Origin of the sequence: Microbacterium sp. Mcb102 (assembly GCF_024519805.1) — a bacterium.
Classification (GTDB): domain Bacteria; phylum Actinomycetota; class Actinomycetes; order Actinomycetales; family Microbacteriaceae; genus Microbacterium.
On sequence record NZ_JALJRG010000001.1, the window covers coordinates 1,172,542 to 1,198,259 of the forward strand.

A 25,718-nucleotide genomic window follows, 5' to 3' on the forward strand; every position below is an offset into this window, starting at 1 on the left:
TTTCTTCGGTGTCGACGACCGTGTCAGACCGCGTCCAATGCGCGGTCGATCAACCCGATCACGTTCTCGGTGCCGTTGCGGGTGCCCGCCGTCTCGGCCGCGGCGGCCATCCGGTCGAGCCTGTCCCTGTCTCCCAGGATCGGCAGGACGATCCGCCGTACGGCGTCGCCGTCGAACGTCGCGTCGTCGAGAAGCTCGGCCGCTCCTGCCGCCACCGCAGACGCCGCGTTCAGGCGCTGCTCGCCGTTGCCGACCGAGTACGGCACGTAGAGGGCGGGGATGCCCAGCGCACTGATCTCGCTGACCGTCGCCGAGCCGGACCGCGACACGATCAGGTCCGCCAGCGCGAAGGCCAGATCCATGCGGTCGACGTAGCGCCGCAGCGCGTACCCCTCGACGCCCGGATCGGCGAGATCGCTGCGCTCACCCGTCACATGCAGCAGCTGCCACCCGGCTGCGAGGACATCGCGCCAGGAGTCCGCGAGGGCCTCGTTGAGGCGCTGAGCACCGAGCGAGCCGCCGAACGCGAGCAGCACCGGGCGATCCGGGTCGAGACCGAAGTACTCCGCGGCCTCCGCGCGCGTCGCCGCACGATCGAGCGTGATGACCTCCTGGCGCAGCGGCATCCCGACCGTCTCGCTACCCCGGAGCGGCGTGCCCTCGAACGCCACGCCCACGGCCGCGGCACGGCGGGCCCCGAGCACGTTGGCGAGACCGGGCTTGGCGTTGGCCTCGTGCACCACGAACGGCACGCCCTCGCGCCGCGCAGCCACGTAGGCGGGTGCGGATGCGTAGCCCCCGAATCCGACGACGACATCGACGCCGTGTCGGCGGATGTGCGCGCGCACCTGAGCGATGGCGCGGCGGAACCGCATCGGGAAGACCGCAGCCTGGCGATTCGGACGACGCGGGAACGGGACCTTGTCGACGACGAGCAGTTCGTAGCCTCGAGCGGGCACCAGCCGGGACTCGAGCCCCTCGGCCGTACCGAGCACGAGCACGGTGGCATCGGCGTCGCGTTCACGAAGTGCGTCGGCGACGGCGAGCAGGGGGTTCACATGGCCGGCGGTGCCACCGCCGGCGAGGAGGTACGAGGTCACCTGGTGACCCTACCCCGCTCGGCTGAGGGCTTCTCGACCACGGGAATGGTGCGCGCGAAGGCGAGCAGCACCCCGCACGCGATCAGCACGGCGAGCAGTGCCGTGCCTCCCTGAGACATGAACGGGAGCGGGACTCCCATCACCGGGAACACACCGATGACGACGCCGATGTTGAGCACGGCCTGACCGACGATCCACACCGTGATTCCGCCGGCCGCGACGCGGATGAAGGGATCCGGCGTCTTCCGGATCACGTGGAAGGCACCGACCGTGAAGAACGTGAACAGCGCCAGAACGACGATGCAGCCGATCAGCCCGAGCTCTTCCCCGACGATCGCGAAGATGAAGTCGTTGCCGGCGGCGGGCAGCCAGCCGTACTTCTCCTGGGAGTTGCCGAGTCCGAGCCCGAATATCCCGCCCGATGCCATCCCCCAGATGCCGTGGATGGACTGGTAGCAGTCGCTCTCGTACAGCGCCATGTTGTCGCAGGTCGCCGTGATGCGCCGCATCCGGTCCTGGCTCGACAGCGCGTAGGCGAGGACCGCGCCGATGCCGATCACCACCGGGATGATGAACAGGCGGAGTTTGACGCCCGAGAAGAAGAGACAGCCCAGCAGGATGAGCACCAGCACCATCGCGGTGCCGAGGTCCTTGCCGGCGAGCACGGTACCGATCGCCAGCGCCCCGACCGGGATCACGGGGATGAAGACGTGGTGCCAGGTGCCGAGCATGGCCTGCTTGCGCAGCAGCACCGCGGCGATCCACAGAGCCAGTGCGAGCTTCAGGAACTCGGAGGGCTGCAGCGTGAAGCCGCCGATGTCGATCCAGTTCCGGTTTCCGCCGTCTTCGATCCCCAGGGGGGTGAACACGAGTAGCTGCAGGGCGACGGCGCCGAACAGCGCGGGCCACGCCATCTTCTTCAGGAACGCGACGGGTAGACGGCTGATCAGGAACATCAGCGGGACTCCGAGGAGCGCGAACACGCCCTGGCGGAGGACGCCGCCCATCGGATCGGCTCCGCTCGCGACTGCGGTCGCGCTGGTCGCGGAGAGCACCATGACCAGGCCGAAGAGCGTCAGCAGCAGGGCGGTCGACGCGATGAGGAGGAACTCGGTCGACACCGGCGTGAACCGGCGTCCGAGCGACACCCTGGCGGCGAGTCCGCCGGACTCAGAGCGCGGAGGGCGGGACACCTGCGTCATCGGCGCTCCCCCGGTCTATCCAGTCACGCACCGCCTCGGCGAAACGGTGACCTCGATCCGCGTAGCTCGAGAACTGATCGAACGATGCCGCCGCCGGGGCCAGCAGGACTGTGCCCTCGCCTTCGACGATCCCCGACGCGATCTCCACGACACGGTTCATGACCTGTCCAGTCTCGCCAGCATCGACCTCGAACACCGGTACCGACGGCGCGTGTCGCTGGAATGCCGCGACCACGGAGTCCCTCTCGACCCCGATCACGACAGCGGCTCGCGCCGTGGCACCGACATCGGCGACCAGATCGGCGATGTCGACGCCCTTCAAGTCACCCCCGACGATCCACACCGCGCCGGGGTAGGCCCGCAGCGACGACGCCGCGGCGTGCGGATTGGTGGCCTTGGAGTCGTCAACCCAGGTGACGCCCGCATGCCGCGCGATGACCTGGATGCGGTGCGCGTCCAGCCGGAAATTCTGCAGCGCCGTGTGGATCGCCTCCGGTTCGACTCCCAGTGACCGCGCCAGAGCACTGGCGGCGAGGATGTTCTGGACGATGTGCGGAGCCGCGAGCCCGGCCTCGTCCAGGGCCGCGATGGTCGTCAGCTCGAGAGCGCTGCGTGCGCGGTCGTCGAGGAAGGCGCGGTCGACGATGAGCCCCTCCACGATGCCGAGGTCGCTCGGTCCGGGGATGCCGAGATCGAAACCGATCGCGCGGGCTCCTTCGACGACCTCGGCTTCTTCGACCATGAGCCGGGTCGCCTCATCGGCCTTGTTGTAGACACAGGCGACGCGGGTGTTGCGGTAGACCACGGCCTTCGCGTCGCGATATGCCTGGGCGCTGCCGTGCCACACCAGGTGGTCGTCGGCGAGGTTGAGGCACACGGCCGCGTAGGGGAAGAGCTCGCCCTCGGGCCGCGACTGGCCGAGGTACCAGAGCTGGTGGCTGGAGAGCTCGACCACGAGCACGTCGAAGCCGGCGGGATCCCGCACCGCGTCGAGGACGGGTACGCCGATGTTGCCGCAGGGCGCCGCACGAAGGCCACCCTCGACCAGCAGCGAGGCCGTGAGTTGCGTCGTGGTCGTCTTGCCGTTGGTCCCCGTGATGAGCACCCAATCAGCCGGCGTACCGTCGGCGCGGACCACCTTGTCGCGGACGCGCCAGGCGAGTTCGACATCGCCCCAGATCACGATTCCCGACGCCTGCGCCCAGCGGATCACGGAGTGCGATGGGGAGAAGCCGGGCGAGGCGATGACCACCTCGGGCGCGAAGTCCACCAGTGCGGCCGGCACCTCGGCCAGGGGGCCGAGCTCGAGCGCGGCACCGATCACCGGGAGCAGACGCGCGTACTCCTCTTCTGCGGACTCGCTGAGGACGAGCACCTCCGCACCGAGCTCTGCGAGAGTGTCGGCCACCGAGAAGCCCGTCATCGACAAGCCGAGCACGGCGACGCGGAGATCACGCCAATCGGCGTTCCAGCTCGTGAGTCCGCTCAGGCGATCAGTCGACACGAGTGAGCCACTCGACGTAGAAGAGGCCGACCGCCGAGACCGCAAGGAGTCCGGCGATGATCCACATGCGCACCACGATCGTGACCTCGGACCAGCCGCGCATCTCGAGGTGGTGATGGAAGGGACTCATCAGGAACAGCCGCTTGCCTCGTGTGATCTTGAAGTAGGCGCGCTGCAGGATGACCGAGCCGGAGGACAGGACGAACACGCCGGCGATCACCAGCAGGAGAAGCTCGGTGCGGGTGAGGATCGCCATCGCGGTGATCACGCCGCCGATCGCCATCGAGCCGACGTCACCCATGAAGACCTTCGCCTTGGGCGCGTTCCACCAGAGGAACCCGATGAGGCTGGCCGCGACCGACGCCGCGATGATGGCCAGGTTGAACGGGTCGCGCACCTCGTAGCATCCGCCGAGGGCGTCGGGATCGCCGCCGATGCAGGGCTGCTTGAACTGCCAGAAGGCGATCACGCTGTAGGCGCCGACGACGATGACTCCGGCCCCGGCGGCGAGACCGTCGAGACCATCCGTCAGGTTCACACTGTTCGAGGTCGCGACGCCGATGATCGAGATCCACACGAGGTAGAGGATCCAGCCGAGGACGACGCCGAAGGCGAAGAGGTTGAGCCAGGTGATGTCGCGGAAGAGCGAGATCGCGGGGCTCGCCGGCATCTGCCCCCACCTGTTCGGGAAGTTCAGAGCGACGATGCCGAAGGGGATGATGACCAGCAACTGGCCGATCACCTTGCGCCAGCCGGACAGCCCGAGGCTGCGCTGGCTGCGCACCTTCATGTAGTCGTCGATGAAGCCCACGGCGCCGAAGCCGACCATCAGCCAGATCACCAGGATCGCCGAGAGTGCCGGCACCTCGCCGCTCACCAGCACGCCGGTGAAGTAGCCGACGATGGATCCGACGATGAAGATCACGCCACCCATGGTGGGGGTTCCGCGCTTCGCCTCGTGGCTCGGATTGTGCACCGACTCCGGGGTGCGGATGACCTGCCCCCAGCCCCACTTCCGGAAGAGCCGGAGGAAGACAGGAGTCAGGAACAGGGTGAAGGCGAGCGAGATCGCCGCCGACATGATGAGAGACCTCACGAGAACAATTCTCCCAGACGATCGCCGAGATGCCGGAGGCCCACGGAATTGGATGACTTCACGAGTACACGGTCACCGTCGCGGAGCTCGGTGCGCAGGTACTCGAAGGCTGCCTCCTGGTCGGGGAGGTGGATGGCCTCGCTGTCCCAGGAGCCCTCGCCGACCGCAGCGAGGTAGAGCCGCCGCGCCTCAGGGCCGACGACGACGATGCGTTGGATGTTGAGCCGCACCGCGAGCAGACCGATACGGTCGTGCTCCTCCCCCGCACCTTCTCCGAGCTCGGTCATCGCGCCGAGAACGGCGACGGTGCGCTCCTCCGGCCCGGTGATCTGCGCGAGAGTCCGCAGCGCCGCGGCCATGGAATCGGGACTCGCGTTGTAGGCGTCGTTGATGATCCGCACACGGTCGCTGCCCAGCGGCTGCATGCGCCACCGCTCGGCGATCTCGACCGTCTCCAGACGCGCGACCGCGTCTGCGGGCGTGACGCCGACGACGAGCGCTGCGGCGATGGCTGCCAGCGCGTTGGACACGTGATGCGCACCGAGGACCCGCAGACGAAGGGTCAGGCGGTCGCCGCCGACCTCGACGGTGCAGGACGTGCCGGAGGCGGAGACGGAGATGTCGTGCGCGCGGACATCGGCGCTCGACCCTTGTCCGAAGCCGACGACCTGCAGACCACGCGCTTCGGCGAGCCCTTCCATGGCGGCGACCCTGCTGTCATCGAAGTTGAGGACGGCGGTCCCGGGAACGCGAGCCGCTTCGACGAGCTCGGCCTTCGCCTTCGCGGTGGCTTCGATCCCCCCGAATCCGCCGGCGTGCGCCATGCCGACCATGAGCACGACGGCCACGTCGGGCTCGACGAGACCGGCGAGGTGCGCGATGCTTCCCGGTGCCGCCGCCCCGAACTCGCTCACCAGGAACCGCGTGTTCTCGGTGACGCGGAGCATCGTGACGGGGGCGCCGACCTCGTTGTTGAACGACTTGACCGGCGCGACGGTTTCGCCCTCACCCTCGAGGATGCGTGCGAGGAAGTTCTTCGTGGTGGTCTTGCCGTTGGATCCGGTGATCCCGATGATGCGGAGGGAGCCGCCGGCACGCACACGTGCCACGACCTCTCTGGCCAGCTCGCCCAGCGCAGCGACGGCGTCGGCGACGACGATCTGGCTGACGGGCACATCGACCGGGTGCTCCACGATCGCCAGCACGGCGCCGGCTGCGACAGCAGCTCCCACGAACTGGTGGCCGTCGGTCTCCGCGCCGGGCTTCGCGACGAAGATCGAGCCGGGGACCATCGTCCGCGAGTCCGTGTCGACGAGGCCGTCGACGACGGTCTCGGCCGTGTCTTCTCCGGCCACGCGCAGATCACCGCTCACTGCGGCGGTTATCTCAGCGAGCGTCAGGGCGATCATTTCATCTCCATGCGCGGCTCTCGCCGACTATCCGAACTTGGGAAGGAGCTCGTCCATCGGGACAGAGGACGGCATCACGCGATACGTTTTCATCACCTGCGTCATCGCCTTCTGGAAGGCGGATGCGGTGGCCGCGGACGATACAACCTTAGTCGGCTCATCGAGGGTGACCACGACGACGTACTGGGGATCGTCCACCGGCGCGAAGCCCACCATGCTGGTGTAGTACACGCCGTTCTTGTAGCCGCCGTTGACGGGGTCTGCGACCTGAGCGGTACCGGTCTTGCTGGTCACACGGTAGCCGGGCACCTGGATCCGCTCGGCGTTACCGCCCTGAACGGCCACGTTCTCGAGCATCCGGGTGATCTCGGCCGCGGTCTGCTTCTCGATGATCTGCTCGTGCTTCGGCTTGTCGGGCGCGGCGACGGTGCCGTCCGATTTGGTGCAGGACTCGACCAGCGAGAGATCGATCTTCTCGCCGCCGTTGGCGATCGCCTGGTACGCGCCGGCGAGCTGCGCGGCTGTGACCGTGTAGTACTGGCCGAAGGTCGTCGTGTAGAGCGACTGGCTGTCCCATTCGCTGACCGGGTGCAGTGTTCCCCCGACCTCGGAGGGGAAGTCGATCGTCTTGTCGCCGACCCCGAACCGCTCCAGGTAGTCGTAGCGCACCTCGGGACTCACCTTGGTGCCGAACTTCGACAGCGCCACGTTCGAGGAGTCGATGAGTCCACCGGCGAGGGTGTAGTTGTACGCCGGGTGGTTGAACGCATCGTTGATCACGGCGCCGTTGGGGAATGTCTCCCGCGACGACGCGGTGACCGTGCTCAGGGGCGTCAGCCCTGCGCCTTCGATGACGGCGGCGGCGGTGATGGCTTTGAACGTCGATCCCGGCTCGAAGTCCCGGTGGAAGATCTGGCTGTATCGCGTCTCGGGTGTCGAGGAGTCGAGGTCGTTGGGGTCCAGGGACGGCCACTCCGCCGCCGCACGGATCTTCCCCGTCTTCGCCTCGACGACGGTGACGGTGCCGCCCTTCGCTCCTTGCTTGCGCGCCTCTTCGCCGACCATCTGCTGCAGGTACCACTGCAGATCGCTGTTGATGGTCAACTGCACCGAGCCGCCGTCCACGGCATCCACCGTGCGCTCGCTTCCCGGGATCACGACGCCGTTCGCGCCGCGGCGATAGGACTCCTCGCCGTCGATCGGCGCCAGGCACTCTTCGCCCAGCTGCTCGACACCGGCCTGCGCCGTTCCGGAGCCGTCGAGGAAGCCGAGGATGTTGCCGGCGACCGCGCCGTTCGGGTACACCCGGGTCTCCCGTCCCTCCATGTGGAGGTAGGCGAGCTTCAGGTCACGCAGCTCGATGTACTGCTCGGTGGTGAGGGACTTCTTCAGCGGTGCGTACTGACTCTGCGAATCCTTCGCGAGTGCATCGGCGACGAGCGCGCGGACCTCGTCGCCGGTCTGCCCGGTGATCGCCGCGATCTTCTCGGACGCTTCCGCCCAGGGAACCTTCGGGTCCTTCTCTTCGAACTGGTTGATGACGAGCGGGCTGAGTTGCGCGTCGTACACGAGCACGCTCGAGGCGAGGACCGTTCCACCGGCGTCGACGACCGATCCGCGCTGACCCGGGATCTTGTCGCCCGCGCCGATCTTGGTGAGCGACTGAGCGACGTGCTCGTCGGCGCTCACGACCTGGATGTCGACCAGACGCACCACGAAGGCCGCCAGCACGGACAGGATGACGGCGAGGGCGACGACGGTGCGTCGCCGCGGTCCGCGGGTGGCTCGTGTCGTCATGGGTCTCTCCGTCGATCGTGGGCGTTCAGCGTGTGGTGGGGCTCGGGAGTCCGTCGGTGATCGCCGGCGGCAGATCTTGGGTCGTCGCGTCCGAGGGGCCGTCATCTGTTGCCGTCTTCGTCTCCGTCGGCGCGGGCTTGACGATCAGTGAGTTGCTCACTGCACCCGCTCCACCCGGGTTCACGGTCGACGTCCAGTCCGCTCCCGCCCCGGTGCCGAACACCGCGCCATCGCTCAGACGCAGGTACGACGGCGATCCCGCCACCACCATCCCGAGTCCCGCAGCGCTGTTGGCGAGCACCTGCGGTGAGCTCAGACCGGTGAGCTCCTCCTGGAGAGCGTGCGTCTGCAGACTCAGCTCACGCTGCTGGGACGAGAGACCGGCGAGTGTGAACGAGTCCTGTGTGATCGCGAGCGACAGCGCGACCTGAGCCGCGCCGATCGCCAGCGCACCGCTGAGGGCGACGAGTGCGTAGGCGAGCTTGGGCTTGCGGCGGACGGCAGGCGAGCTGACGGGCTGAAGTCTCCGCTGCGGCTCGCGGGCGGGTGCGACCGGCTGGACCGGTTTGCGGACGACGGCGTTCAGGCTCATGCGCTCTCCCGCAGCTTCTCGGCGGCGCGGAGCCGCACCGGTATCGCCCGCGGGTTGCGCGCGCGTTCTTCGTCGGAGGCGAGTTCTGCCCCCTTGGTGAGGATGCGGAACTTCGGAGCATGCTCGGGAAGCTCGACGGGGAGCCCTGCCGGAGCGGTCGAGGCTGCGGCGGCGGCGAACGCCTGCTTGACCAGACGGTCCTCGAGCGACTGGTACGACATCACGACGATGCGTCCGCCGACGCCGAGCGCATCCATCGCGGACGGGATGGCATCGGCGAGCACGTTGAGCTCGGTGTTCACCTCGATGCGCAGGGCCTGGAACACACGCTTGGCCGGGTGCCCGGCGCGCTGAGCGGCTGCCGGAGTCGCGGCGATCAGGATCTCGACCAGCTGGCCGGAGCGGGTGATCGGCTGCTTCTGCCGGGCATCGATGATGAAGCGCGCATAACGGCCGGCGAGCTTCTCCTCGCCGTACCGCTCGAAGATGCGACGCAGGTTGCCCTCGTTGTACGTCGCGATGACGTCGGCCGCCGTGACGCCCTTGGTCTGATCCATACGCATGTCGAGCGGAGCATCCTTCGAGTACGCGAATCCTCGCTCGGCCTCGTCCAGCTGCAGCGAGGAGACGCCGAGGTCGAAGAGGATGCCCGCGGCGCCCTGGGCGTGCAGGCCGATCTCGTCGTACACCGTATGCACGAGCGTCACGCGGTCTTTGAAGCGCGCGAGCCGCTCCCCCGCGATGCGCAGGGCGTCGGTGTCGCGGTCTAGTCCGACGAGGCGGATGTTCGGGAAGCGCTCGAGCAGCGCCTCCGAGTGGCCGCCCATGCCGAGCGTGGCATCGACGAGCACCGCTCCGTCCGCCTGGAGGGCGGGAGCGAGCAGCTCGACGCAGCGGTCGAGCAGTACGGGGGTGTGAATGTCTCGGAGGTTCATGATCTTTCTCGGGGTGACCTTCGGCTCTGATCCCCCTCCGCTTCTCGACCCGGCACCGGGGAAGTGTGTCGGGGCGGGAGCGGCGGGGCATCACAGCCGTGGTCAGAAGAGTCCCGGAATCACCTCCTGCTCGAGGTCCGAGTAGGTCTCCTCGCCGGCGGCGAGGTAGGTGTTCCAGCTCTCGGCATCCCAGATCTCGGCGTGTGCGCCGACTCCGGTGACGATGAGCTCTTTCTGCAGACCTGCGTACTGACGCAGGTGCGCGGGGATGGTGATGCGGTTCTGGCTGTCGGGCATCTCCGCGCTCGCTCCGGAGAGGAACAGTCGCATGAAGTCACGCGCCTGCTTGTTGGCGAGCGGGGCCTGACGGATCCGCTCGTGCATCGCCTCGAACTCGGCCGTGCTGAAGACGTAGAGGCAGCGTTCCTGGCCTCGGGTGACGACGATGCCGCCGCCGAGGTCTTCGCGGAACTTCGCAGGAAGGATGACCCGTCCTTTGTCGTCCAGCTTGGGTGAGTGCGTACCCAGCAGCATCGGCCACCACCCCCTCTCCGTCCGGCCAACTCGAGGTGCGCCCCACTTTACTCCACTTTCCTCCACTTACCTACGACCAATCCGCAGATATCGCACCATCGGCCCGAAGGGCGCGCCGAAGAACCGCGGAATTCCGCGGTGGAGGAAGGTGGAGGCTCAGTGGAGGAGCAGAGCGGCGCGCGCGTTAACGACAGAAGCCCGGATGCTCAGCATCCGGGCTTCTGTCGTGAAAATCTGCGGGGGGTCAGTGACCGTCCTGGCGCCGATCCCAGCGATCATTCATACGGTCCATGAACGAGGCGGAATCCTGACGCTTCGGGGCGGAACGCTCTCGCGGCTCGGCGGGAGTCGCTCGACGCACGGGTGTGACGGCGACCATGACTCCGGCGAGCATCGCCGCGAATCCGATCACACCGACCACGATGCCCCACACGCTGCCGAGGATGACGCCGGCCACGAGGCCGCCGACTCCGGCGAGCAGGAGAAGAGCCCCGTAGACCAGATTTCGGTAGCTCAGTGCACGGTCGCCGGACGGCGCGGTGACCACGTCGGCATCGTTGTGAAGGAGATGGCGTTCCATCTCGTCGAGCAGACGCTGCTCCTGTTCGGAGAGTGGCATTTCGTCCCCCTCGGGTATCGTGCGTTCCATTCTACGCGCGCCCGGGCGTCCGGGGCTAGCAGTTCGGCGTCCCCTTGCTTTACGTATGCTGGGAGTCGTGCCGACTTCCTCCCCCGTTCCCGGTGCGGTCGCCGCACGCCTCGACCGATTCCTCACTCGGATGCGCGAGGAATCCTCGGAGTACGGCCCGGATGCCGCCTCCTTCTTCGATGCCGCTGCCGGCACGCTCGAAGGAGGGAAGCGGTTGCGCGCCCGGTTCTGCCACGCCGGGTGGCGGGCCGTCAGCCGATTCAGCGATCGCACCGCGACCGAGACGGATGCCCTCTGGGACATCTGCACCGCGTTGGAGATCTTTCAATCGGCCGCGCTCGTCCATGACGATCTGATCGACAACTCGGACACGCGCCGCGGCCGCCCGGCCGCCCACCGCGCCCTCGAGGAGTCGCACCGTTCGGCCGGCTGGTCCGGCGATGCTGAGGCCTTCGGCCGCGCTTCCGCGATCCTCCTCGGTGATCTCCTCGTCGCCTGGAGCGACGACCTGCTCGAGTCCGCCCTCAAGGGGCTCCCGCACGCCGGGGACGTGCGCTCCGAGTACGCCAGGATGCGCCGAGACGTGACCACGGGGCAGTTTCTCGACATCGCCGAGGAGTCGGCCTGGAGCGTCAACGACGGTGGACTCCATGCCGAGCGAGCGCTGCGCGTGGCGTCGCTGAAGTCCGCCAGGTACAGCATCGAGCAGCCTCTGGTCCTGGGCGCGGCCCTCGCCGGCGCCGAGCCCGATCAGACGGCGGCGCTGCGTCGCTTCGGCCACCCGATCGGCATGGCCTTCCAACTCCGCGACGACGTGCTCGGGGTCTTCGGAGACGCGTCCGTCACGGGCAAGCCGGCCGGGGATGATCTTCGAGAGGGAAAGCGCACGGTACTCATCGCCCTCACCCGGCAGGCCCTCGACCCGTCGGCGCGGAATCTTCTCGACGAGATGCTCGGCGACCCGGAGCTGACCGCGCAGCAGGTGTCGTTCCTGCAGGCCACCATCACCGACTCCGGTGCACTGGACCGGGTGGAGGCGATGATCGCCGATTATGCGCGCGAAGCGGATCGCGCGCTATCGGGTGCTCGCCTCGACAACGCGGCAGTCGGCGAGCTGCGCGAGCTGGCGCGAGCCGCCACCGTCCGCTCCGCCTGACGCGGAACCCGTCTCAGGCGAGGGTGCGCGCGAGCCGCCGGACCGCGCTCTTGTGCCCGGCCAGCAGCGCGTCGATCGGCGAGCGACCGAGGGTCTCCTCCTCCGTGAGGAGCCAGTCGATCAGCTCATCGTCGGAGAAGCCGGCATCCTGCAGCACGATGATCGTCCCCCGCAGCGAGCTGAGCGGATGCCCGTCGACGATGAACACCGCCGGAACCGCGAAGGTGCCGCTGCGACGCGACCCGACCAGATAGTGGTCGTCGATCAGGCGGCGGACACGACCGAGGGGCTCGTCGAGCACCTCGACGAGATCGGGCATCGTCAGCCACTCGACGTCAGCGGCGGCAGGGGTTCCAGCAACGTTCTCAGACACGTTGCCCACTATCTCATCTCTGCAGAGGCATCGCATGTCGCCCCTCCAGTCACATCCTTCACTTGCGTCACTTCTGTTGACTTCCGTTTACATCCGTGTCAGCGTGAAGTGCTCGAAAAGGGGGCCCGCCTTGAGAACCAAGACCGCCACGCGTCGGACGCGAAGCCTGCAGTTCGGAGTGCCCGCCGCCGTGCTCGGCGCTCTCGCCGCCACTCTCACCGCCGCGCCGGCCGAAGCCGCCGCGACGACCACAGATCTCGCTCCGGTCGAGCGCCACCGCAGCATGCCCGTGCGCGTGGTGCCGGCACAGGCAGCGCCCGCGAGCTATGTCGTGCGACCGGGCGACACGGTCTCATCGATCGCCTCGCGTTTCGGACTCCGCACCGTCGACGTGCTCGCCTGGAATCATCTCTCCTGGCGCTCGGTGATCTACCCGGGCCAGACGCTGACGCTGCGGACAGCCGCTGCGTCTCCCGCCCCTGCTCCCGCTCCTGCTGCTGCGACCTCCACCTCGCACAAGGTGGTCGCGGGCGACACCGTGTACGCCATCGCGCAGAAGTACGGAACCACCGTCGATGCGGTCCTGGCTGCGAACGGGCTCACGCGCGCATCGGTGATCTACCCCGGACAGGCCCTGGCGGTGACCGGCTCGGCTGCGCCCGCCGCCGCACCGGCAGCAGCACCGGCGTCCGCGCCCACGCCCGCCGCCACGGCATCGCACATGGTCGTCGCCGGCGACACCGTCTACGGGATCGCCCAGAAGTACGGCATCACCACGCAGACGGTGTTCGCCCTGAACGGACTGGGCCCGTCCTCGATCATCTACCCCGGGCAGAAGCTCGCCGTTCGTGCGGCACCTGTTGCCGCACCTCCCGCAGCGGCAACAGCCACGGTGGGCGGACAGCGGTCCGCGACCCTCGACAGCGAGCAGGCGGCGAACGCCGCGCTCATCATCCGCGTCGGTCGAGAGCTCGGCATCCCCGATCGGGGAATCGCCCTCGCACTCGCGACCGGCATGGTGGAATCGGGTCTCCGCAACCTCGACTGGGGTGACCGCGATTCGCTCGGCATCTTCCAGCAGCGTCCGAGCACCGGGTGGGGAACGCCGGCGCAGATCATGGACGCCGACCGGAGCACCCGCGTCTTCTACGGCGGGCGGAACGACCCGAACGGACACATGACGCGCGGTCTGCTCGACATCGCCGGGTGGGAGAGCATGCCGTTCACATCCGCCGCTCAGGCCGTGCAGATCTCCGCGTATCCGGACAAGTACGGGCAGTGGGAGACGCAGGCCTACAGCTGGCTCGCCCTCCACGGCTGACCACTTCCATAAAATCCGCAGGGCCGAGAGGTGAGCCGCTCCCCTGTCTTTCAGGCAGTTCTCAATAGAATTCTGACGTGACGACCAATCAGCAGGCCGACCCCCTCATCGGGCGGCTTGTCGACGGTCGCTACCGCGTCCGTGCTCGGATCGCTCGCGGAGGGATGGCGACGGTCTACGTCGCCACCGACCTCCGCCTCGAGCGGCGCATCGCGCTCAAGGTCATGCACGCCCACCTCAGCGACGATTCGGCATTCCAGAGCCGCTTCATCCAGGAGGCCCGCGCAGCCGCCAGGCTGGCGGATCCGCACGTCGTCAACGTCTTCGATCAGGGGCAGGACGGCGAACTCGCCTACCTCGTGATGGAGTATCTGCCCGGCATCACGCTGCGCGAGCTGCTGCGTGAGCAGAAGCGACTCACCATCCCGCAGACGATCACGATCATGGATGCGATCCTCGCCGGGCTCTCGGCCGCGCATCGCGCCGGAATCGTGCACCGCGACGTCAAGCCGGAGAACGTGCTCCTCGCGGAGGACGGCCGCATCAAGATCGGCGACTTCGGGCTGGCCAGAGCGACCACGGCGAACACGGCGACCGGGCAGCAGCTGCTCGGGACGATCGCCTACCTCGCCCCCGAGCTGGTGACCCGCGGGACCGCGGACGCCCGCAGCGACATCTATGCCCTCGGCATCATGCTGTACGAGATGCTCGTCGGCGAGCAGCCCTACAAGGGCGAGCAGCCCATGCAGATCGCGTTCCAGCACGCCACCGAGTCGGTGCCGCGTCCGAGCGTGCGCAACCCCGCCGTGCCGGAACAGCTCGACGAACTCGTGCTCTGGGCGACGGAGAAGTCTCCCGACGAGCGACCGGACGACGCCCAGCAGATGCTTGAGCGCCTGCGTGCCATCGAGCGCGAACTCGGTGTCACCCCGACCGCAGCGAGAGCGACCGCTCCGCAACACAGCCATGCCGACTCCGGAGACCTCACCAAGGTGATGCCGGGGACGATGGTCATCGCGGATCCGACTGCACCGGTCCCTGCCGAGATCGACAACGCGACGCTCCTTCGACGCCGAGCGTCGAAGCGCCGGGCCCGCGGAGCGTTCCTCCTGACACTGGTGCTGCTGTTGGCGGTGCTCGCCGGCGGTGTGGGCTGGTGGTTCGGATCCGGCCCCGGCTCACTGATCGCCGTGCCGGGTGTCGCCGGCAAGACGTACGACGAGGCCGCGGCCCTCCTGGTCGACGCCGGGTTCGTCCCGACGCAGAAGGACGAGCCTTCCGTCGATGTCGAGGCCGGTGCGGTGATAGAGACCGACCCCGAAGAAGGTGCCCGCCTCGACAAGGGGACGACCGTCACGGTCGTGGTGTCATCGGGTCCTGCATCCCACGACATCGCCCCGGTCGCCGGCGTGGCGTCGGACGACGTCCGCGCGGCGCTGCAGGCGGCCAACCTCGAACTCACGGACGACGAGGAGTACTTCGGCGACCTCGACGACGGCAAGGTCATCAATGTCCGCATCACGCCGCGCGACGGCGGAGACGCGTTCGGCTGCGCCGAGGGCTGCACGGTACATGAGACCGACACAGCGACGATCCAGGTGTCGCGCGGCGCGGTTCCCGATGTCAGCGACCTCAGCGTCGCCCAGGCCACGGACGCGCTCACAGGCAAGGGGCTGAAGGTCAATCCGGAGAGCCTGTACCAGACCAGTGACGGCATCGGAAAGGACCGGGTCATCGGGATCGCGGATCGACCGACCGAAGGCGCGTGGCGCCCCGGCGAGACCGTGCAGCTCATCATCTCCCAGGGCCCCCCGCTGTTCGACGTGCCCGATGTGTCCGGGAAGACCCGTGACGAAGCGACGCGTGCGCTCAACGACGCCGGCTTCAAGTGGTCCTACACGAGCGGCACCGGACTCCCGGACTCGGTGTGGGATCTCTTCGCCAACGAGAACACGAAGGTCGAGTCGTACAGCCCGACCGACGCCCAGCGCAAGGGTACGACCATCACCCTCACGATGAGCTTCTCCGGCTGAGGCCGGACGCACGAAGAGGGGGCCGGAATCCGATTCCGGCCCCCTCTTCGTCTACAGCGTCAGCGCTTCTCGAGCTCCTCGGCCACGAGGAACGCCAGCTCCAGCGACTGCATGTGGTTCAGGCGCGGGTCGCACAGGCTCTCGTAGCGGGTCGCCAGCGCGGCCTCGTCGATCTGCTCGGACCCGCCGAGGCACTCGGTGACGTCGTCCCCGGTGAGCTCGACGTGGATCCCGCCCGGGAACGTGCCGACCGCACGGTGCGCCTCGAAGAAGCCGCGCACCTCGTCGACGACGTCGTCGAAGCGACGGGTCTTGTATCCGGTCGGCGTGGTGATGCCGTTGCCGTGCATCGGGTCGGTGACCCACAGCGGCTGTGCCCCGGAGTCACGGACGGCCTCGAGCAGCGGCGGCAGAGCGTCGCGGATTTTGCCCGCACCCATCCGCGTGATGAAGGTGAGCCGACCGGGCTCGCGCTCGGGGTCGAGCTTGTCGATCAGGGCGAGCGCGGTCTCGGGCGTCGTCGTCGGTCCGAGCTTCACTCCGATCGGGTTGCGGATCTTGGAGAAGTAGTCGACGTGCGCGCCGTCGAGCTCTCGCGTGCGCTCGCCGATCCAGAGGAAGTGTGCGGAGGTGTTGTACGGGGTGTCGGTGCGCGAGTCGATGCGCGTCATCGGACGCTCGTAGTCCATCAGCAGGCCCTCGTGGCCGGTGAAGAACTCCACTCGCTTGAGCTCATCGAAGTCGGCACCCGCCGCCTCCATGAACTTGATCGCACGGTCGATCTCGGCCGCCATACGCTCGTAACGCTGGTTGGCCGGGTTCTGCGCGAAGCCCTTGTTCCACGAGTGCACCTCGCGGAGGTCGGCGAACCCACCCTGCGTGAACGCACGGATCAGGTTCAGCGTGGATGCCGCCGTGTGGTACCCCTGCAGGAGACGAGCAGGGTCCGCCGTGCGGGATCCCTCGGTGAAGTCGTAGCCGTTCACGATGTCGCCGCGGTACGCGGGCAGGGTGACCTCGCCACGCGTCTCGTTGTCGCTGGAGCGCGGCTTGGCGAACTGACCGGCCATGCGGCCCATCTTGACGATCGGCATCGACGCACCGTAGGTCAGCACCACGGCCATCTGCAGCACCGTCTTGATGCGATTGCGGATCTGCTCGGCCGTCGCTCCCGCGAAGGTCTCGGCGCAGTCTCCGCCTTGCAGGAGGAACGCCTGCCCGGAGGCGGCGCGCGCGAGGCGCTCGCGGAGGTTGTCGACCTCACCCGCGAACACCAGCGGCGGGAGGCCTGCGATCTGACGGGAGACGTCGGCGACGCGGTCCGCGTCGGGCCACTGCGGCTGCTGCTTGATGGGAAGCGAGCGCCATGCATCAAGGGCTTCGATGTGGTGCGGGAGCATGCGTTCCAGCCTAGTGGTCGCGCGTACTGCCCAGACGCGCGCCGAGGGCTATGTGACGCGGGTCGGGAGGCGGTCTTTGACCGTCGACGCGTAGACGTCCTCGTAGGTCTGCTCGCCGAGGCGCTGCAGGGCCACCATGATCTCGTCGGTGACCGATCGGAGGATGTAGCGGTCGTTCTCCATGCCGGCGTACCGGGAGAAGTCGAGAGGCTCCCCGATCACGATGCCGACGCGCACGATGCGCGGCAGCCGCCTGCCGATCGGCATGGCCGTGTCGGTGTCGACCATGATCACGGGGACTACGGGGACCTTCGCCTCGAGCGCCATCCGGGCGATGCCCGTTCGACCGCGGTACAGCTTGCCGTCGGGGCTGCGCGTGCCCTCGGGGTAGATGCCGAGCAGGTCGCCACCGCCGAGCACCTGAAGCCCCGTGTTCAGGGAGGCCTCCGAGGCCTTGCCGCCGGACCGGTCGATCGGGATCTGACCGGTGGCCTTCATGAAGAACTTCGTCGCCCAGCCTTTGAGTCCGCGCCCGGTGAAGTAGTCGCTCTTCGCGAGGAAGGACATCGACCGGTCGATGACCAGCGGCAGGAAGATGGAATCGGCGAAGGAGAGGTGGTTGCTCGCGAGGATCGCTGCACCGTTCGCGGGCACGTTGTTCCGCCCCACGATCCAGGGGCGGAAGACACCCTTGACCACGGGGCCGATTACGACGTACTTCATCAGCCAGTAGAACATCGAGGTGAAGTCTAGCGCCGCCGCGCCCCGTGCCTCGGAGATCTCGCGTTCTCGACCTCAGGAGCGACTGAGTCTCACCTCGGGCGCGACCCGATTCCATGCCCTACACTCGAAGGACACCCGTGCCCGACCGGTACCGAAGGAGCTGCCGTGGTCCAGTTTGAAGTCCCCGCGATCGTCCCCGCCGATCCCGACGCGAACGTCGCCGACCTGCTGGTGAAGCGCGTCGAAGCCACTCCGGATCGTGCGCTCTTCTCCGTGCCCGACGGCGACGGCTGGCGCGACATCTCCGCAGCCGACTTCCAGACGGCCGTCGTCGCTCTGGCGAAGGGCTTCGCCGCGGCCGGCATCCAGCCCGGCGAGAAGGTCGGCTTCCTCGCACGCACGACGTACGAGTGGACGCTCGTGGATTTCGCGCTCTTCTACGCCGGCGCGGTGATGGTGCCGATCTACGAGACCAGCTCGCCGTCGCAGATCCAGTGGATCCTCGAAGACTCCGGTGCGATCGCTCTGATCGTGGAGACCTCCGAGCACTTCGCACGCGTCGATGAGGTGCGCGGGGACCTGCCGCTGCTCCGCGAGGTCTGGCAGCTGCACCTCGGGGCCATCGACACCCTGACCGCTCAGGGCGCCTCGGTGACCGATGCGGAGATCGAACGACGCCGCACCCTCGCCGTCGGTTCCGACATCGCGACGCTCATCTACACCTCCGGCTCGACCGGGCGGCCGAAGGGGTGCGTGCTCACGCACAGCAACTTCGTCGAGCTGTCCCGCAACTCGGCCAAGGCGCTCGACGCCGTCGTACAGACCCCCGGCGCGTCCACGCTGCTCTTCATCACCACGGCGCACGTGTTCGCGCGCTTCATCTCGATCCTCGACATCCACGCCGGGGTGCGCACCGGTCACCAGCCGGATACGCGCCAGCTCCTGCCCGCGCTCGGGTCGTTCAAGCCCACCTTCCTTCTCGCCGTGCCCCGCGTGTTCGAGAAGGTGTACAACTCCGCCGAGCAGAAGGCCGAGGCCGGGGGCAAGGGCAAGATCTTCCGCGCCGCGGCCGATGTCGCCATCGAGCACTCGAAGCTGTTGGAGGCGGGCAAGAAGATCCCGTTCGGGATGAAGCTCAAGTTCGCCCTCTTCAACAAGCTCGTGTACAGCAAGCTCCGCGAGGCGATGGGCGGCAACGTCGTGTATGCCGTCTCGGGCTCCGCTCCCCTGGGCTCGCGGCTGGGTCACTTCTTCCACAGCCTCGGCGTGGTCATCCTCGAGGGATACGGTCTCACCGAGACGACGGCACCCGCGACGGTGAACCTGGCGGACAAGTCCAAGATCGGGACCGTCGGCCCTGCGCTCCCGGGTGTGGGCGTGCGCCTCGCCGACGACGACGAGATCGAAGTGCGCGGCATCAACGTGTTCAAGGAGTACTGGAACAACCCCGAAGCGACGGCGGAAGCCTTCAGCGAGGGTGGCTGGTTCCACACCGGTGACATCGGCAGCTTCGACCCCGAGGGCTTCCTCACGATCACCGGACGCAAGAAGGAGATCATCGTCACCGCCGGCGGCAAGAACGTCGCTCCCGCAGCACTCGAGGACCCGATCCGCGCCAACCCGATCATCGGACAGGTCGTCGTGGTGGGCGACCAGCGTCCGTTCATCTCGGCACTCGTCACCCTCGACCCCGAGATGCTCCCGACGTGGCTCGCGAACAACGGCCTCGAGGCGAAGATGTCGCTCGAGGACGCGTCCAAGAACGCCGCTGTCCGCGCCGAGGTGCAGCGAGCGGTGGACATCGCGAACGCCCACGTCTCGCGTGCCGAGTCGATCCGGAAGTTCACGATCCTCGACTCGGAGTGGACGGAGGCTTCCGGTCACCTGACGCCGAAGCTCTCGATCAAGCGCAACGTCATCATGAACGACTTCGCCGACGAGATCGCCGCGATCTACGACGAGCCCGTCGCCACGACCAACGTGGCGATCGGCGGCTGACGCTTCGACGGACGATCTTCACGAAGAAGGGCCCCGCTCACGCGGGGCCCTTCTTCGTATGTTCAGAACCAGGCGCTCTCGCGGACCTCGCGCATGGCGATCTTGCGGGTCTCCGCGTCGAGACGCGTCAGGAAGAGCTTGCCGTCGAGGTGATCGGTCTCGTGCTGCAGCGCCTGGGCGAGCAGCCCCTCGCCCTCGAGCACCACGGTCTCACCGTCGAGGTCGATGCCCTCGACGCGCGCCCACGGGTAGCGCTGGGCATCGTGCCAGAGGCCGGGAACCGAGAGGCATCCCTCCCCCGTCGGCTGCGGTTCACCGCGCACCTCGGTGAGGACGGGGTTGAGCACGTACCCGATGTCGCCGTCGATGTTGTAGCTGAAGGCGCGGAGCGCGACACCGATCTGCGGGGCGGCGACGCCGGCACGTCCGGGGAGTTCGACGGTGTCGACGAGGTCCGCCACGAGCGCCCGCACACCGTCGTCGATCTCGTCGATCGGTGCACAGACGCTGCGCAGAACCGGGTCGCCGAAGATGCGGATCTCACGAACCGCCATCAGGCAGCCTTCGCCCGCAGGCCCTCGACCAGCAGTGCCGCCAGCTCTCGGGCGGCGATCCGGGTCTCCGGGAGCAGGTTCGCGAACACGATCGTCCCTCCACCCGCGATCTGCGGGTCATAGGGGACACGGACGACGCTGCGGGCACGGGTGGCGAAGTGCGCCTGGAGTTCGTTCAGTCGCACCAACGGGGTTCCCGGCGTCGACTGGTTGAGAACCACGATCGCGTCGCGCGCCTGCTCCGCATAGCCGTTGGTCTCGAGCCAGGTGAGGGTCTCGGAGGCCAGCCGGGCCTCGTCGACGCTGAGTCCGGAGACGATGACGATCTGATCCGCGAGGTCGAGGGTCGCCGACATCACAGAGTGGACGATGCCGGTTCCGGTGTCTGTGAGGACCAGGGAGTAGTAGTGCGCGGCGACACCGGCGACGTCACGGTAGTCGCTGTCGCTGAAGGCCTCGGCGATGCGCGGGTCGGAGTCGGAGGCGAGCACGTCGAGTCGTGTCGCGTCCCTGGCGACGATGGCCGAGATGTCGTGGTATCCCTTGACGTCGTCATGGATGCGGACGAGGTCGCGCACGGACTTGCTGTGGTGCGGACGCACGATGCGCTCCGCGAGCGTGCCCCGATCGGGGTTGGCGTCGACAGCGATCACGCGATCCTCGCGTGCGTCGGCGAGAGCCATGCCGAGCAGCGCGGTGATCGTCGTCTTGCCGACTCCCCCCTTGCGCGAGAGCACCGGGACGAACCGCGCTCCGCCGGCGAGCGGAGCGGCGATCCGCGCCGACAGGGCCTTGCGCTCGCGCGCACGGCGCCCGTCTCCGATGTTGATGCGCCGCCCGGAGACGGCATAGAGGAAGTGGCTCCACGCGCCTTCCGGTTCGGGCTTCGCGAGCCGGTGCGGGTCGAGCAGCCGGTCGGCGGTCAGCAGGTCAGCCGACTCCCTCGAGGCATCGCCCAGGTCGTCCAGACGTTTGGACGTGAGCGTGACGTCGACGCGCGGAGCGGGTCGGACGGGCTGGGAGGCGACGGACTTGTTCTCATCGGGAGTGGACACGGACCTGTTCTCCTTCTCGACGGACGCTCGGGCAGGCACGGACGCGGCGGGCGCCGGTGCGGCATCGGCCTTCGCTCTGGCGAGGAAGCGTTCCGCAGTGGCCGCCTCTTCGGACTGCTCGTCGTCGTCCGGCGTATCGACGAGCGCGGTGGCGTCGGGCTCTTCGATGACCACGGCATCGATGATGTTCTCCGAACGCGGATGGACCAGCGGAGGCGAGGACACCGGGGCCTCGTCGATCGCGGCGGCGTGGACGACCGCCGACTCGACGACCTCGGCCTCGGGCTCGGGCTCGTCGACCGCGGGCTTCTCGACCGCGGTCTCGTCGACCCCTCTCGCCGGACGCCCGAGATCTTCGACCTTCTTCGGAGCCGGGACCGGGGTCGGGATCGGGGTCTTCGCCGCTGCCTTCTGCTTCTTCGGCTTCTTCGCGGGGGCCGCACGCTCGGTCGGAGCGGCGGTCGCCTCCACGGCGGGCTCCCCCGAGGCCAACGGCTTCGCCGCGGACGCGGTCGCCACCGCGGATTGCACGGCAGCGGGAGGGTCGATCACGAGGTCGCCGACCACCTCTCCCTCGACGACCCCGTCGTCGGTGAGGTCGTCATCCTCGTCCTTGGGCAGCGTCACGCTGACCTGCGCGGTCCCGCCGAGGATGCCGATGCCGGCCGTGTCGAGTGACGCGGCTTCATCGAGCACCCCCAGCGGGCTCTCGTCGGGGTCAGTGATGTTCTTCGGTGTCACGATCTCGCTCCCAGCCTGTGCGGGCCTCGGGTATGCGCACATGGTGCACAGGCCTCGCCCGCACAAGGTTAGTGCGCGGGGCGGATCACGACCAAAAGATCTCCGGCATCCACCTGCTGCGTCTCGGCGATCGCATGGCGCTCGATGACGCCATCGACCGGCGCGGTGATGGCCGCTTCCATCTTCATCGCCTCGATCGACGCGACCGGCTCCCCGGCCCGCACTGCGGCGCCGACTTCGGCCTTCAGAGTCACGACGCCCGAGAACGGAGCCGCGACCTGCCCGGGAACAGAGGTGTCCGCCTTCTCCACCTCGTGCGCGTCGACGACGATCGAGCGATCGCGCACGAACACGGGGCGGAGCTGTCCGTTGAGCGTCGTCATCACGGTCCGCATGCCCTTGTCGTCCGCTTCACCGATCGCTTCGATACCGACGTAGAGCTGCACTCCCCGATCGATCTCGATCATGTGCTCCTGCCCTGCGACCAAGCCGTAGAGGTAGTCGCTGGTGTCGAGCACGGAGAGATCGCCGAAGAGCTCACGGCGCTGCGCGAATTCCGCGGTCGGTCCGGGGAACAGCAGGGTGTTCAGTCGTGTCCGCCGCTCGGCGCTGGTTCCGGCGAGTGCTGCCTCGTCCTCCGAGGTGATCTCCGTGAGACCGAGCCGCACCGAGCGTCCGGCGAGAACCTTCGTCCGGAAGGGCTCCGGCCACCCGCCGGGCAGATCGCCCAGCTCGCCCGCCATGAAGCCGACGACCGAATCCGGCACGTCGTACTTCTCCGGGTTGGCCTCGAAGTCGGCGGGATCCGCCTTCACGGCTGCGAGGTGAAGGGCCAGGTCGCCGACCACCTTGGAGGAGGGAGTCACCTTCGGCACGCGTCCCAGGATCCGATCGGCGGCTGCGTACATGTCCTCGATGAGCTCGAAGTCGTCCGCGAGGCCCAGAGCCTTCGCCTGCTGACGCAGATTCGAGAGCTGACCGCCGGGGATCTCGTGGTGGTAGACGCGCCCCGTCGGCCCCGGAAGCCCGGACTCGAACGGAGCGTACGCCCGACGCACCGCTTCCCAGTAGGGCTCGAGGTCGGACACTCCGTCGAGCGAGATCCCGCTGTCCCGCTCGGTGTGCGCGAGAGCTGCGACGAGCGAAGACAGGGACGGCTGGCTCGTGGTGCCGGACAGAGGTGCCGACGCCGCATCCACGGCATCGACGCCGACGGCGCTAGCTGCGAGGAGCGTGGCCAGCTGACCGCCCGGCGTGTCGTGCGTGTGCAGATGCACCGGGAGGTCGAACCGCTCACGCAGCGCTGCGACGAGCTTCGCCGCGGCCGCCGGGCGCAGCAGGCCCGCCATGTCCTTGATCGCGATGATGTGCGCGCCCGCCTCGACGATCTGGTCGGCGAGGCGCAGGTAGTAGTCGAGCGTGTAGAGGTCTTCTGCGGGGTCGAGCAGATCGCCGGTGTAGCAGAGCGCCACCTCGGCGACAGCCGTGCCCGTCTTGCGGACGGCCTCGATCGCCGGTCGCATCTGCTCCACGTCGTTGAGCGCGTCGAAGATGCGGAAGATGTCGACACCACTGGCAGCCGCCTCCGCGACGAACGCCTCGGTGACCGCCGTCGGGTAGGGCGTGTAGCCGACCGTGTTGCGGCCGCGCAGCAGCATCTGGATCGCGACGTTCGGCAATGCGGCACGCAGCTTGTCGAGCCGCTCCCACGGGTCCTCTCCCAGGAACCGCAGGGCGACGTCGTAGGTCGCGCCGCCCCAGGCCTCGACGGACAGCAGGCCGGGAGTCAGCCGCGCCAGGTAGGGAGCGGCGGCGACGAGGTCCTTCGTGCGGACCCGGGTCGCCAGGAGGGACTGGTGCGCATCCCGGAAGGTGGTGTCGGTGATCGCCAGTGCGGTCTGCTCTCGGAGGCTGCGGGCGAAGCCCTCCGGCCCGAGTTCGAGGAGCCGCTGACGAGAGCCTGCCGGCGGTTCCGCGGTCAGATCGACCGTCGGCAGCTTCGACGAGGGATCGATCACACCCGGGTGGGCGCCGTGCGGCTTGTTGACGGTGACATCGACCAGCCAGTTCAAGTACTTCGTCCCACGGTCCTTCGACACCCGGCCACGCAGAAGCTCGGGCCGCTCGTCGATGAACGAGGTGCTCACATCGCCCGCGATGAATGCGTCGTCTTCCAGCAGCGCCTGCAGGAAGGGGATGTTGGTGGAGACCCCGCGGATGCGGAACTCCGCCAGGGCGCGACGCGCTCGGGCGACGGCGGCGGGGAAGTCGCGACCACGGCAGGTCAGCTTCGCCAGCATGGAGTCGAAGTGCGGGCTGATCTGCGCCCCCTGGTGGACGGTTCCGCCGTCGAGACGGATGCCGGCGCCACCGGGCGAGCGGTAGGTCGTGATCTTCCCGGTGTCGGGGCGGAAGCCCTGCGTCGGGTCCTCCGTCGTGATCCGGCACTGCAGCGCGGCGCCACGCAGATGCAGGTTCTCCTGCTGCAGGCCGAGGTCGGCGAGGGTCTGCCCGGACGCGATGCGCATCTGGCTCTGCACGAGGTCGACGTCGGTCACCTCCTCGGTGACCGTGTGCTCCACCTGGATGCGCGGGTTCATCTCGATGAAGACGACCTCGCCCGTGCGCTCCCCCGCCGTCTCGAGCAGGAACTCGACCGTGCCGGCGTTCTCGTAGCCGATGGACCGCGCGAACGCGACCGCGTACCCGTGCAGCGCGGTGCGGACGCTGTCGTCGAGGTTCGGAGCCGGAGCGATCTCCACGACCTTCTGGTGACGTCGCTGCACCGAGCAGTCGCGCTCGAACAGGTGCACGGTCTCGCCGGTCTTGTCCGCGAGGATCTGCACCTCGATGTGCCGCGGGCGCACGACCGCCTGCTCGAGGAACATCCGGGCGTCTCCGAATGCGCTGGCCGCCTCGCGCATGGCCTCGGCCAGCGCGGGGGCGAGATCACCGAACGTCTCGACACGGCGCATGCCGCGACCGCCGCCGCCGGCGACCGCCTTGGCGAAGAGCGGGAACCCGATGTCCTCCGCCTGGGCGACGAGAGCATCGACGTCGTCGGAGGCTTCCGTGGATCGGAGGACGGGCACGCCCGCCTCGATCGCATGACGCTTCGCCTCGACCTTGTTCCCCGCCATCTCCAGGACTTTGGAGGGCGGACCGATGAACACGATGCCGTTGGCTGCAGCCTTCTCGGCCAGCTCAGGGTTCTCCGAGAGGAAGCCGTATCCGGGATAGATCGCATCCGCTCCCGATTCGAGAGCGACGCGGATGATCTCGTCGACGTTGAGGTATGCGCGCACCGGATGGCCGCGCTCCCCGATCTCGTAGGCCTCGTCGGCCTTGAGCCGATGCACCGAGCCGCGGTCCTCATGAGGGAACACCGCGACGGTGCGCGCCCCCACTTCGACTGCTGCACGGAATGCGCGGATCGCGATCTCGCCGCGGTTCGCCACAAGGATCTTCTGGAACATGCACACCTCTGAAAGCTCGATGCGCAGCGTTTTCGATGCGCATGGGGCGGGGCTGAGTGTTCCCTCAGCC

General features: G+C 68.2%; 20 protein-coding genes. 4 read left to right on the forward strand and 16 right to left on the reverse strand.

Annotation, left to right across the window (positions count from 1 at the left end; genetic code table 11):
• Positions 1–23: 23 nt before the first annotated feature.
• The 10 genes from OC372_RS05700 to OC372_RS05745 form a co-directional block, all read right to left on the reverse strand.
• A complete protein-coding gene (locus tag OC372_RS05700) occupies positions 24–1,100 on the reverse strand; it encodes a UDP-N-acetylglucosamine--N-acetylmuramyl-(pentapeptide) pyrophosphoryl-undecaprenol N-acetylglucosamine transferase (protein WP_262001155.1) in 1,077 nt (358 codons plus the stop codon).
• Positions 1,097–2,302 carry a putative lipid II flippase FtsW gene (ftsW, locus tag OC372_RS05705; RefSeq protein WP_029261560.1) on the reverse strand — a complete coding sequence of 402 codons (1,206 nt, stop codon included), beginning with the start codon at positions 2,300–2,302 and terminating at the stop codon, positions 1,097–1,099. The genes OC372_RS05700 and ftsW overlap by 4 nt, the downstream gene beginning before the upstream one ends.
• The gene (gene murD / locus OC372_RS05710) at positions 2,271–3,806 is read right to left on the reverse strand and encodes a UDP-N-acetylmuramoyl-L-alanine--D-glutamate ligase (RefSeq protein ID WP_262001156.1); all 1,536 of its coding nucleotides are present in this window, start codon (positions 3,804–3,806) and stop codon (positions 2,271–2,273) included. The genes ftsW and murD overlap by 32 nt, the downstream gene beginning before the upstream one ends.
• Positions 3,796–4,902: a phospho-N-acetylmuramoyl-pentapeptide-transferase gene (gene mraY / locus OC372_RS05715; RefSeq protein ID WP_029261558.1), complete on the reverse strand. Its 1,107-nt coding sequence runs from the start codon at positions 4,900–4,902 to the stop codon at positions 3,796–3,798. Before mraY ends, murD begins: the two co-directional genes overlap by 11 nt.
• Positions 4,899–6,311 (reverse strand): UDP-N-acetylmuramoyl-tripeptide--D-alanyl-D-alanine ligase, encoded by a 1,413-nt coding sequence (gene murF, locus OC372_RS05720; protein WP_262001157.1) that lies wholly within the window; start codon positions 6,309–6,311, stop codon positions 4,899–4,901. Before murF ends, mraY begins: the two co-directional genes overlap by 4 nt.
• A 27-nt stretch (positions 6,312–6,338) precedes the next feature.
• Positions 6,339–8,108 (reverse strand): peptidoglycan D,D-transpeptidase FtsI family protein, encoded by a 1,770-nt coding sequence (locus OC372_RS05725; RefSeq protein ID WP_105710194.1) that lies wholly within the window; start codon positions 8,106–8,108, stop codon positions 6,339–6,341.
• 25 nt (positions 8,109–8,133) lie between these two features.
• On the reverse strand, positions 8,134–8,700 hold the full coding sequence (locus OC372_RS05730) for a hypothetical protein (protein WP_262001158.1): 567 nt from the start codon (positions 8,698–8,700) through the stop codon (positions 8,134–8,136).
• Complete coding sequence (gene rsmH, locus OC372_RS05735) at positions 8,697–9,635, reverse strand: 16S rRNA (cytosine(1402)-N(4))-methyltransferase RsmH (protein ID WP_029261554.1); 939 nt, start codon at positions 9,633–9,635, stop codon at positions 8,697–8,699. Before rsmH ends, OC372_RS05730 begins: the two co-directional genes overlap by 4 nt.
• A gap of 102 nt (positions 9,636–9,737) precedes the next feature.
• Positions 9,738–10,169 carry a division/cell wall cluster transcriptional repressor MraZ gene (gene mraZ, locus OC372_RS05740; protein WP_029261553.1) on the reverse strand — a complete coding sequence of 144 codons (432 nt, stop codon included), beginning with the start codon at positions 10,167–10,169 and terminating at the stop codon, positions 9,738–9,740.
• A 244-nt stretch (positions 10,170–10,413) separates the two neighbouring features.
• A complete protein-coding gene (locus tag OC372_RS05745; protein WP_262001159.1) occupies positions 10,414–10,788 on the reverse strand; it encodes a DUF3040 domain-containing protein in 375 nt (124 codons plus the stop codon).
• A 97-nt stretch (positions 10,789–10,885) separates the two neighbouring features.
• Here OC372_RS05745 and OC372_RS05750 point away from each other — a divergent pair, with 97 nt between their 5' ends.
• Positions 10,886–11,974 carry a polyprenyl synthetase family protein gene (locus OC372_RS05750; RefSeq protein WP_262001160.1) on the forward strand — a complete coding sequence of 363 codons (1,089 nt, stop codon included), beginning with the start codon at positions 10,886–10,888 and terminating at the stop codon, positions 11,972–11,974.
• 13 nt (positions 11,975–11,987) lie between these two features.
• Here the strand turns inward: OC372_RS05750 and OC372_RS05755 are convergent, their stop codons facing one another.
• Entirely contained in the window at positions 11,988–12,356 is a 369-nt protein-coding gene (locus OC372_RS05755; RefSeq protein ID WP_331280457.1) for an Rv2175c family DNA-binding protein, read from the reverse strand.
• Positions 12,357–12,477: 121 nt separating this feature from the next.
• Here OC372_RS05755 and OC372_RS05760 point away from each other — a divergent pair, with 121 nt between their 5' ends.
• Both OC372_RS05760 and pknB read left to right on the forward strand, forming a co-directional pair.
• Positions 12,478–13,668 (forward strand): LysM peptidoglycan-binding domain-containing protein, encoded by a 1,191-nt coding sequence (locus OC372_RS05760; protein ID WP_262001161.1) that lies wholly within the window; start codon positions 12,478–12,480, stop codon positions 13,666–13,668.
• Positions 13,669–13,745: 77 nt separating this feature from the next.
• On the forward strand, positions 13,746–15,701 hold the full coding sequence (pknB, locus tag OC372_RS05765; protein WP_029261548.1) for a Stk1 family PASTA domain-containing Ser/Thr kinase: 1,956 nt from the start codon (positions 13,746–13,748) through the stop codon (positions 15,699–15,701).
• Positions 15,702–15,760: 59 nt separating this feature from the next.
• Here the strand turns inward: pknB and OC372_RS05770 are convergent, their stop codons facing one another.
• Together OC372_RS05770 and OC372_RS05775 are read right to left on the reverse strand one after the other, a co-directional pair.
• Positions 15,761–17,101: a class II 3-deoxy-7-phosphoheptulonate synthase gene (locus tag OC372_RS05770; RefSeq protein WP_029261547.1), complete on the reverse strand. Its 1,341-nt coding sequence runs from the start codon at positions 17,099–17,101 to the stop codon at positions 15,761–15,763.
• A gap of 48 nt (positions 17,102–17,149) precedes the next feature.
• Positions 17,150–17,839 (reverse strand): lysophospholipid acyltransferase family protein, encoded by a 690-nt coding sequence (locus OC372_RS05775; RefSeq protein ID WP_029261546.1) that lies wholly within the window; start codon positions 17,837–17,839, stop codon positions 17,150–17,152.
• 150 nt (positions 17,840–17,989) lie between these two features.
• On the opposite strand from OC372_RS05775, the gene OC372_RS05780 reads away from it, so the two are divergent.
• Complete coding sequence (locus OC372_RS05780) at positions 17,990–19,822, forward strand: AMP-dependent synthetase/ligase (RefSeq protein ID WP_262001162.1); 1,833 nt, start codon at positions 17,990–17,992, stop codon at positions 19,820–19,822.
• Between the two features lie 62 nt (positions 19,823–19,884).
• Here OC372_RS05780 and OC372_RS05785 read toward each other — a convergent pair whose 3' ends face one another.
• From OC372_RS05785 to OC372_RS05795, 3 genes are all read right to left on the reverse strand, one after another.
• Entirely contained in the window at positions 19,885–20,376 is a 492-nt protein-coding gene (locus tag OC372_RS05785; RefSeq protein ID WP_105710201.1) for a peptide deformylase, read from the reverse strand.
• On the reverse strand, positions 20,376–22,172 hold the full coding sequence (locus tag OC372_RS05790; protein ID WP_258134080.1) for an AAA family ATPase: 1,797 nt from the start codon (positions 22,170–22,172) through the stop codon (positions 20,376–20,378). Before OC372_RS05790 ends, OC372_RS05785 begins: the two co-directional genes overlap by 1 nt.
• 68 nt (positions 22,173–22,240) lie before the next feature.
• Positions 22,241–25,648: a pyruvate carboxylase gene (locus tag OC372_RS05795; RefSeq protein ID WP_262001163.1), complete on the reverse strand. Its 3,408-nt coding sequence runs from the start codon at positions 25,646–25,648 to the stop codon at positions 22,241–22,243.
• Positions 25,649–25,718 lie beyond the last annotated feature (70 nt).

What these genes read in the sequence shown, in the direction of transcription:
- ftsW (WP_029261560.1), bottom strand. Translation starts at nt 2,302, where the DNA reads ATGACGCAGGTGTCCCGCCCTCCGCGCTCTGAGTCCGGCGGACTCGCC.
- murF (WP_262001157.1), bottom strand. Translation starts at nt 6,311, where the DNA reads ATGATCGCCCTGACGCTCGCTGAGATAACCGCCGCAGTGAGCGGTGAT.
- OC372_RS05725 (WP_105710194.1), bottom strand. Translation starts at nt 8,108, where the DNA reads ATGACGACACGAGCCACCCGCGGACCGCGGCGACGCACCGTCGTCGCC.
- OC372_RS05730 (WP_262001158.1), bottom strand. Translation starts at nt 8,700, where the DNA reads ATGAGCCTGAACGCCGTCGTCCGCAAACCGGTCCAGCCGGTCGCACCC.
- rsmH (WP_029261554.1), bottom strand. Translation starts at nt 9,635, where the DNA reads ATGAACCTCCGAGACATTCACACCCCCGTACTGCTCGACCGCTGCGTC.
- mraZ (WP_029261553.1), bottom strand. Translation starts at nt 10,169, where the DNA reads ATGCTGCTGGGTACGCACTCACCCAAGCTGGACGACAAAGGACGGGTC.
- OC372_RS05745 (WP_262001159.1), bottom strand. Translation starts at nt 10,788, where the DNA reads ATGCCACTCTCCGAACAGGAGCAGCGTCTGCTCGACGAGATGGAACGC.
- OC372_RS05770 (WP_029261547.1), bottom strand. Translation starts at nt 17,101, where the DNA reads ATGCTCCCGCACCACATCGAAGCCCTTGATGCATGGCGCTCGCTTCCC.
- OC372_RS05775 (WP_029261546.1), bottom strand. Translation starts at nt 17,839, where the DNA reads ATGTTCTACTGGCTGATGAAGTACGTCGTAATCGGCCCCGTGGTCAAG.
- OC372_RS05785 (WP_105710201.1), bottom strand. Translation starts at nt 20,376, where the DNA reads ATGGCGGTTCGTGAGATCCGCATCTTCGGCGACCCGGTTCTGCGCAGC.
- OC372_RS05795 (WP_262001163.1), bottom strand. Translation starts at nt 25,648, where the DNA reads ATGTTCCAGAAGATCCTTGTGGCGAACCGCGGCGAGATCGCGATCCGC.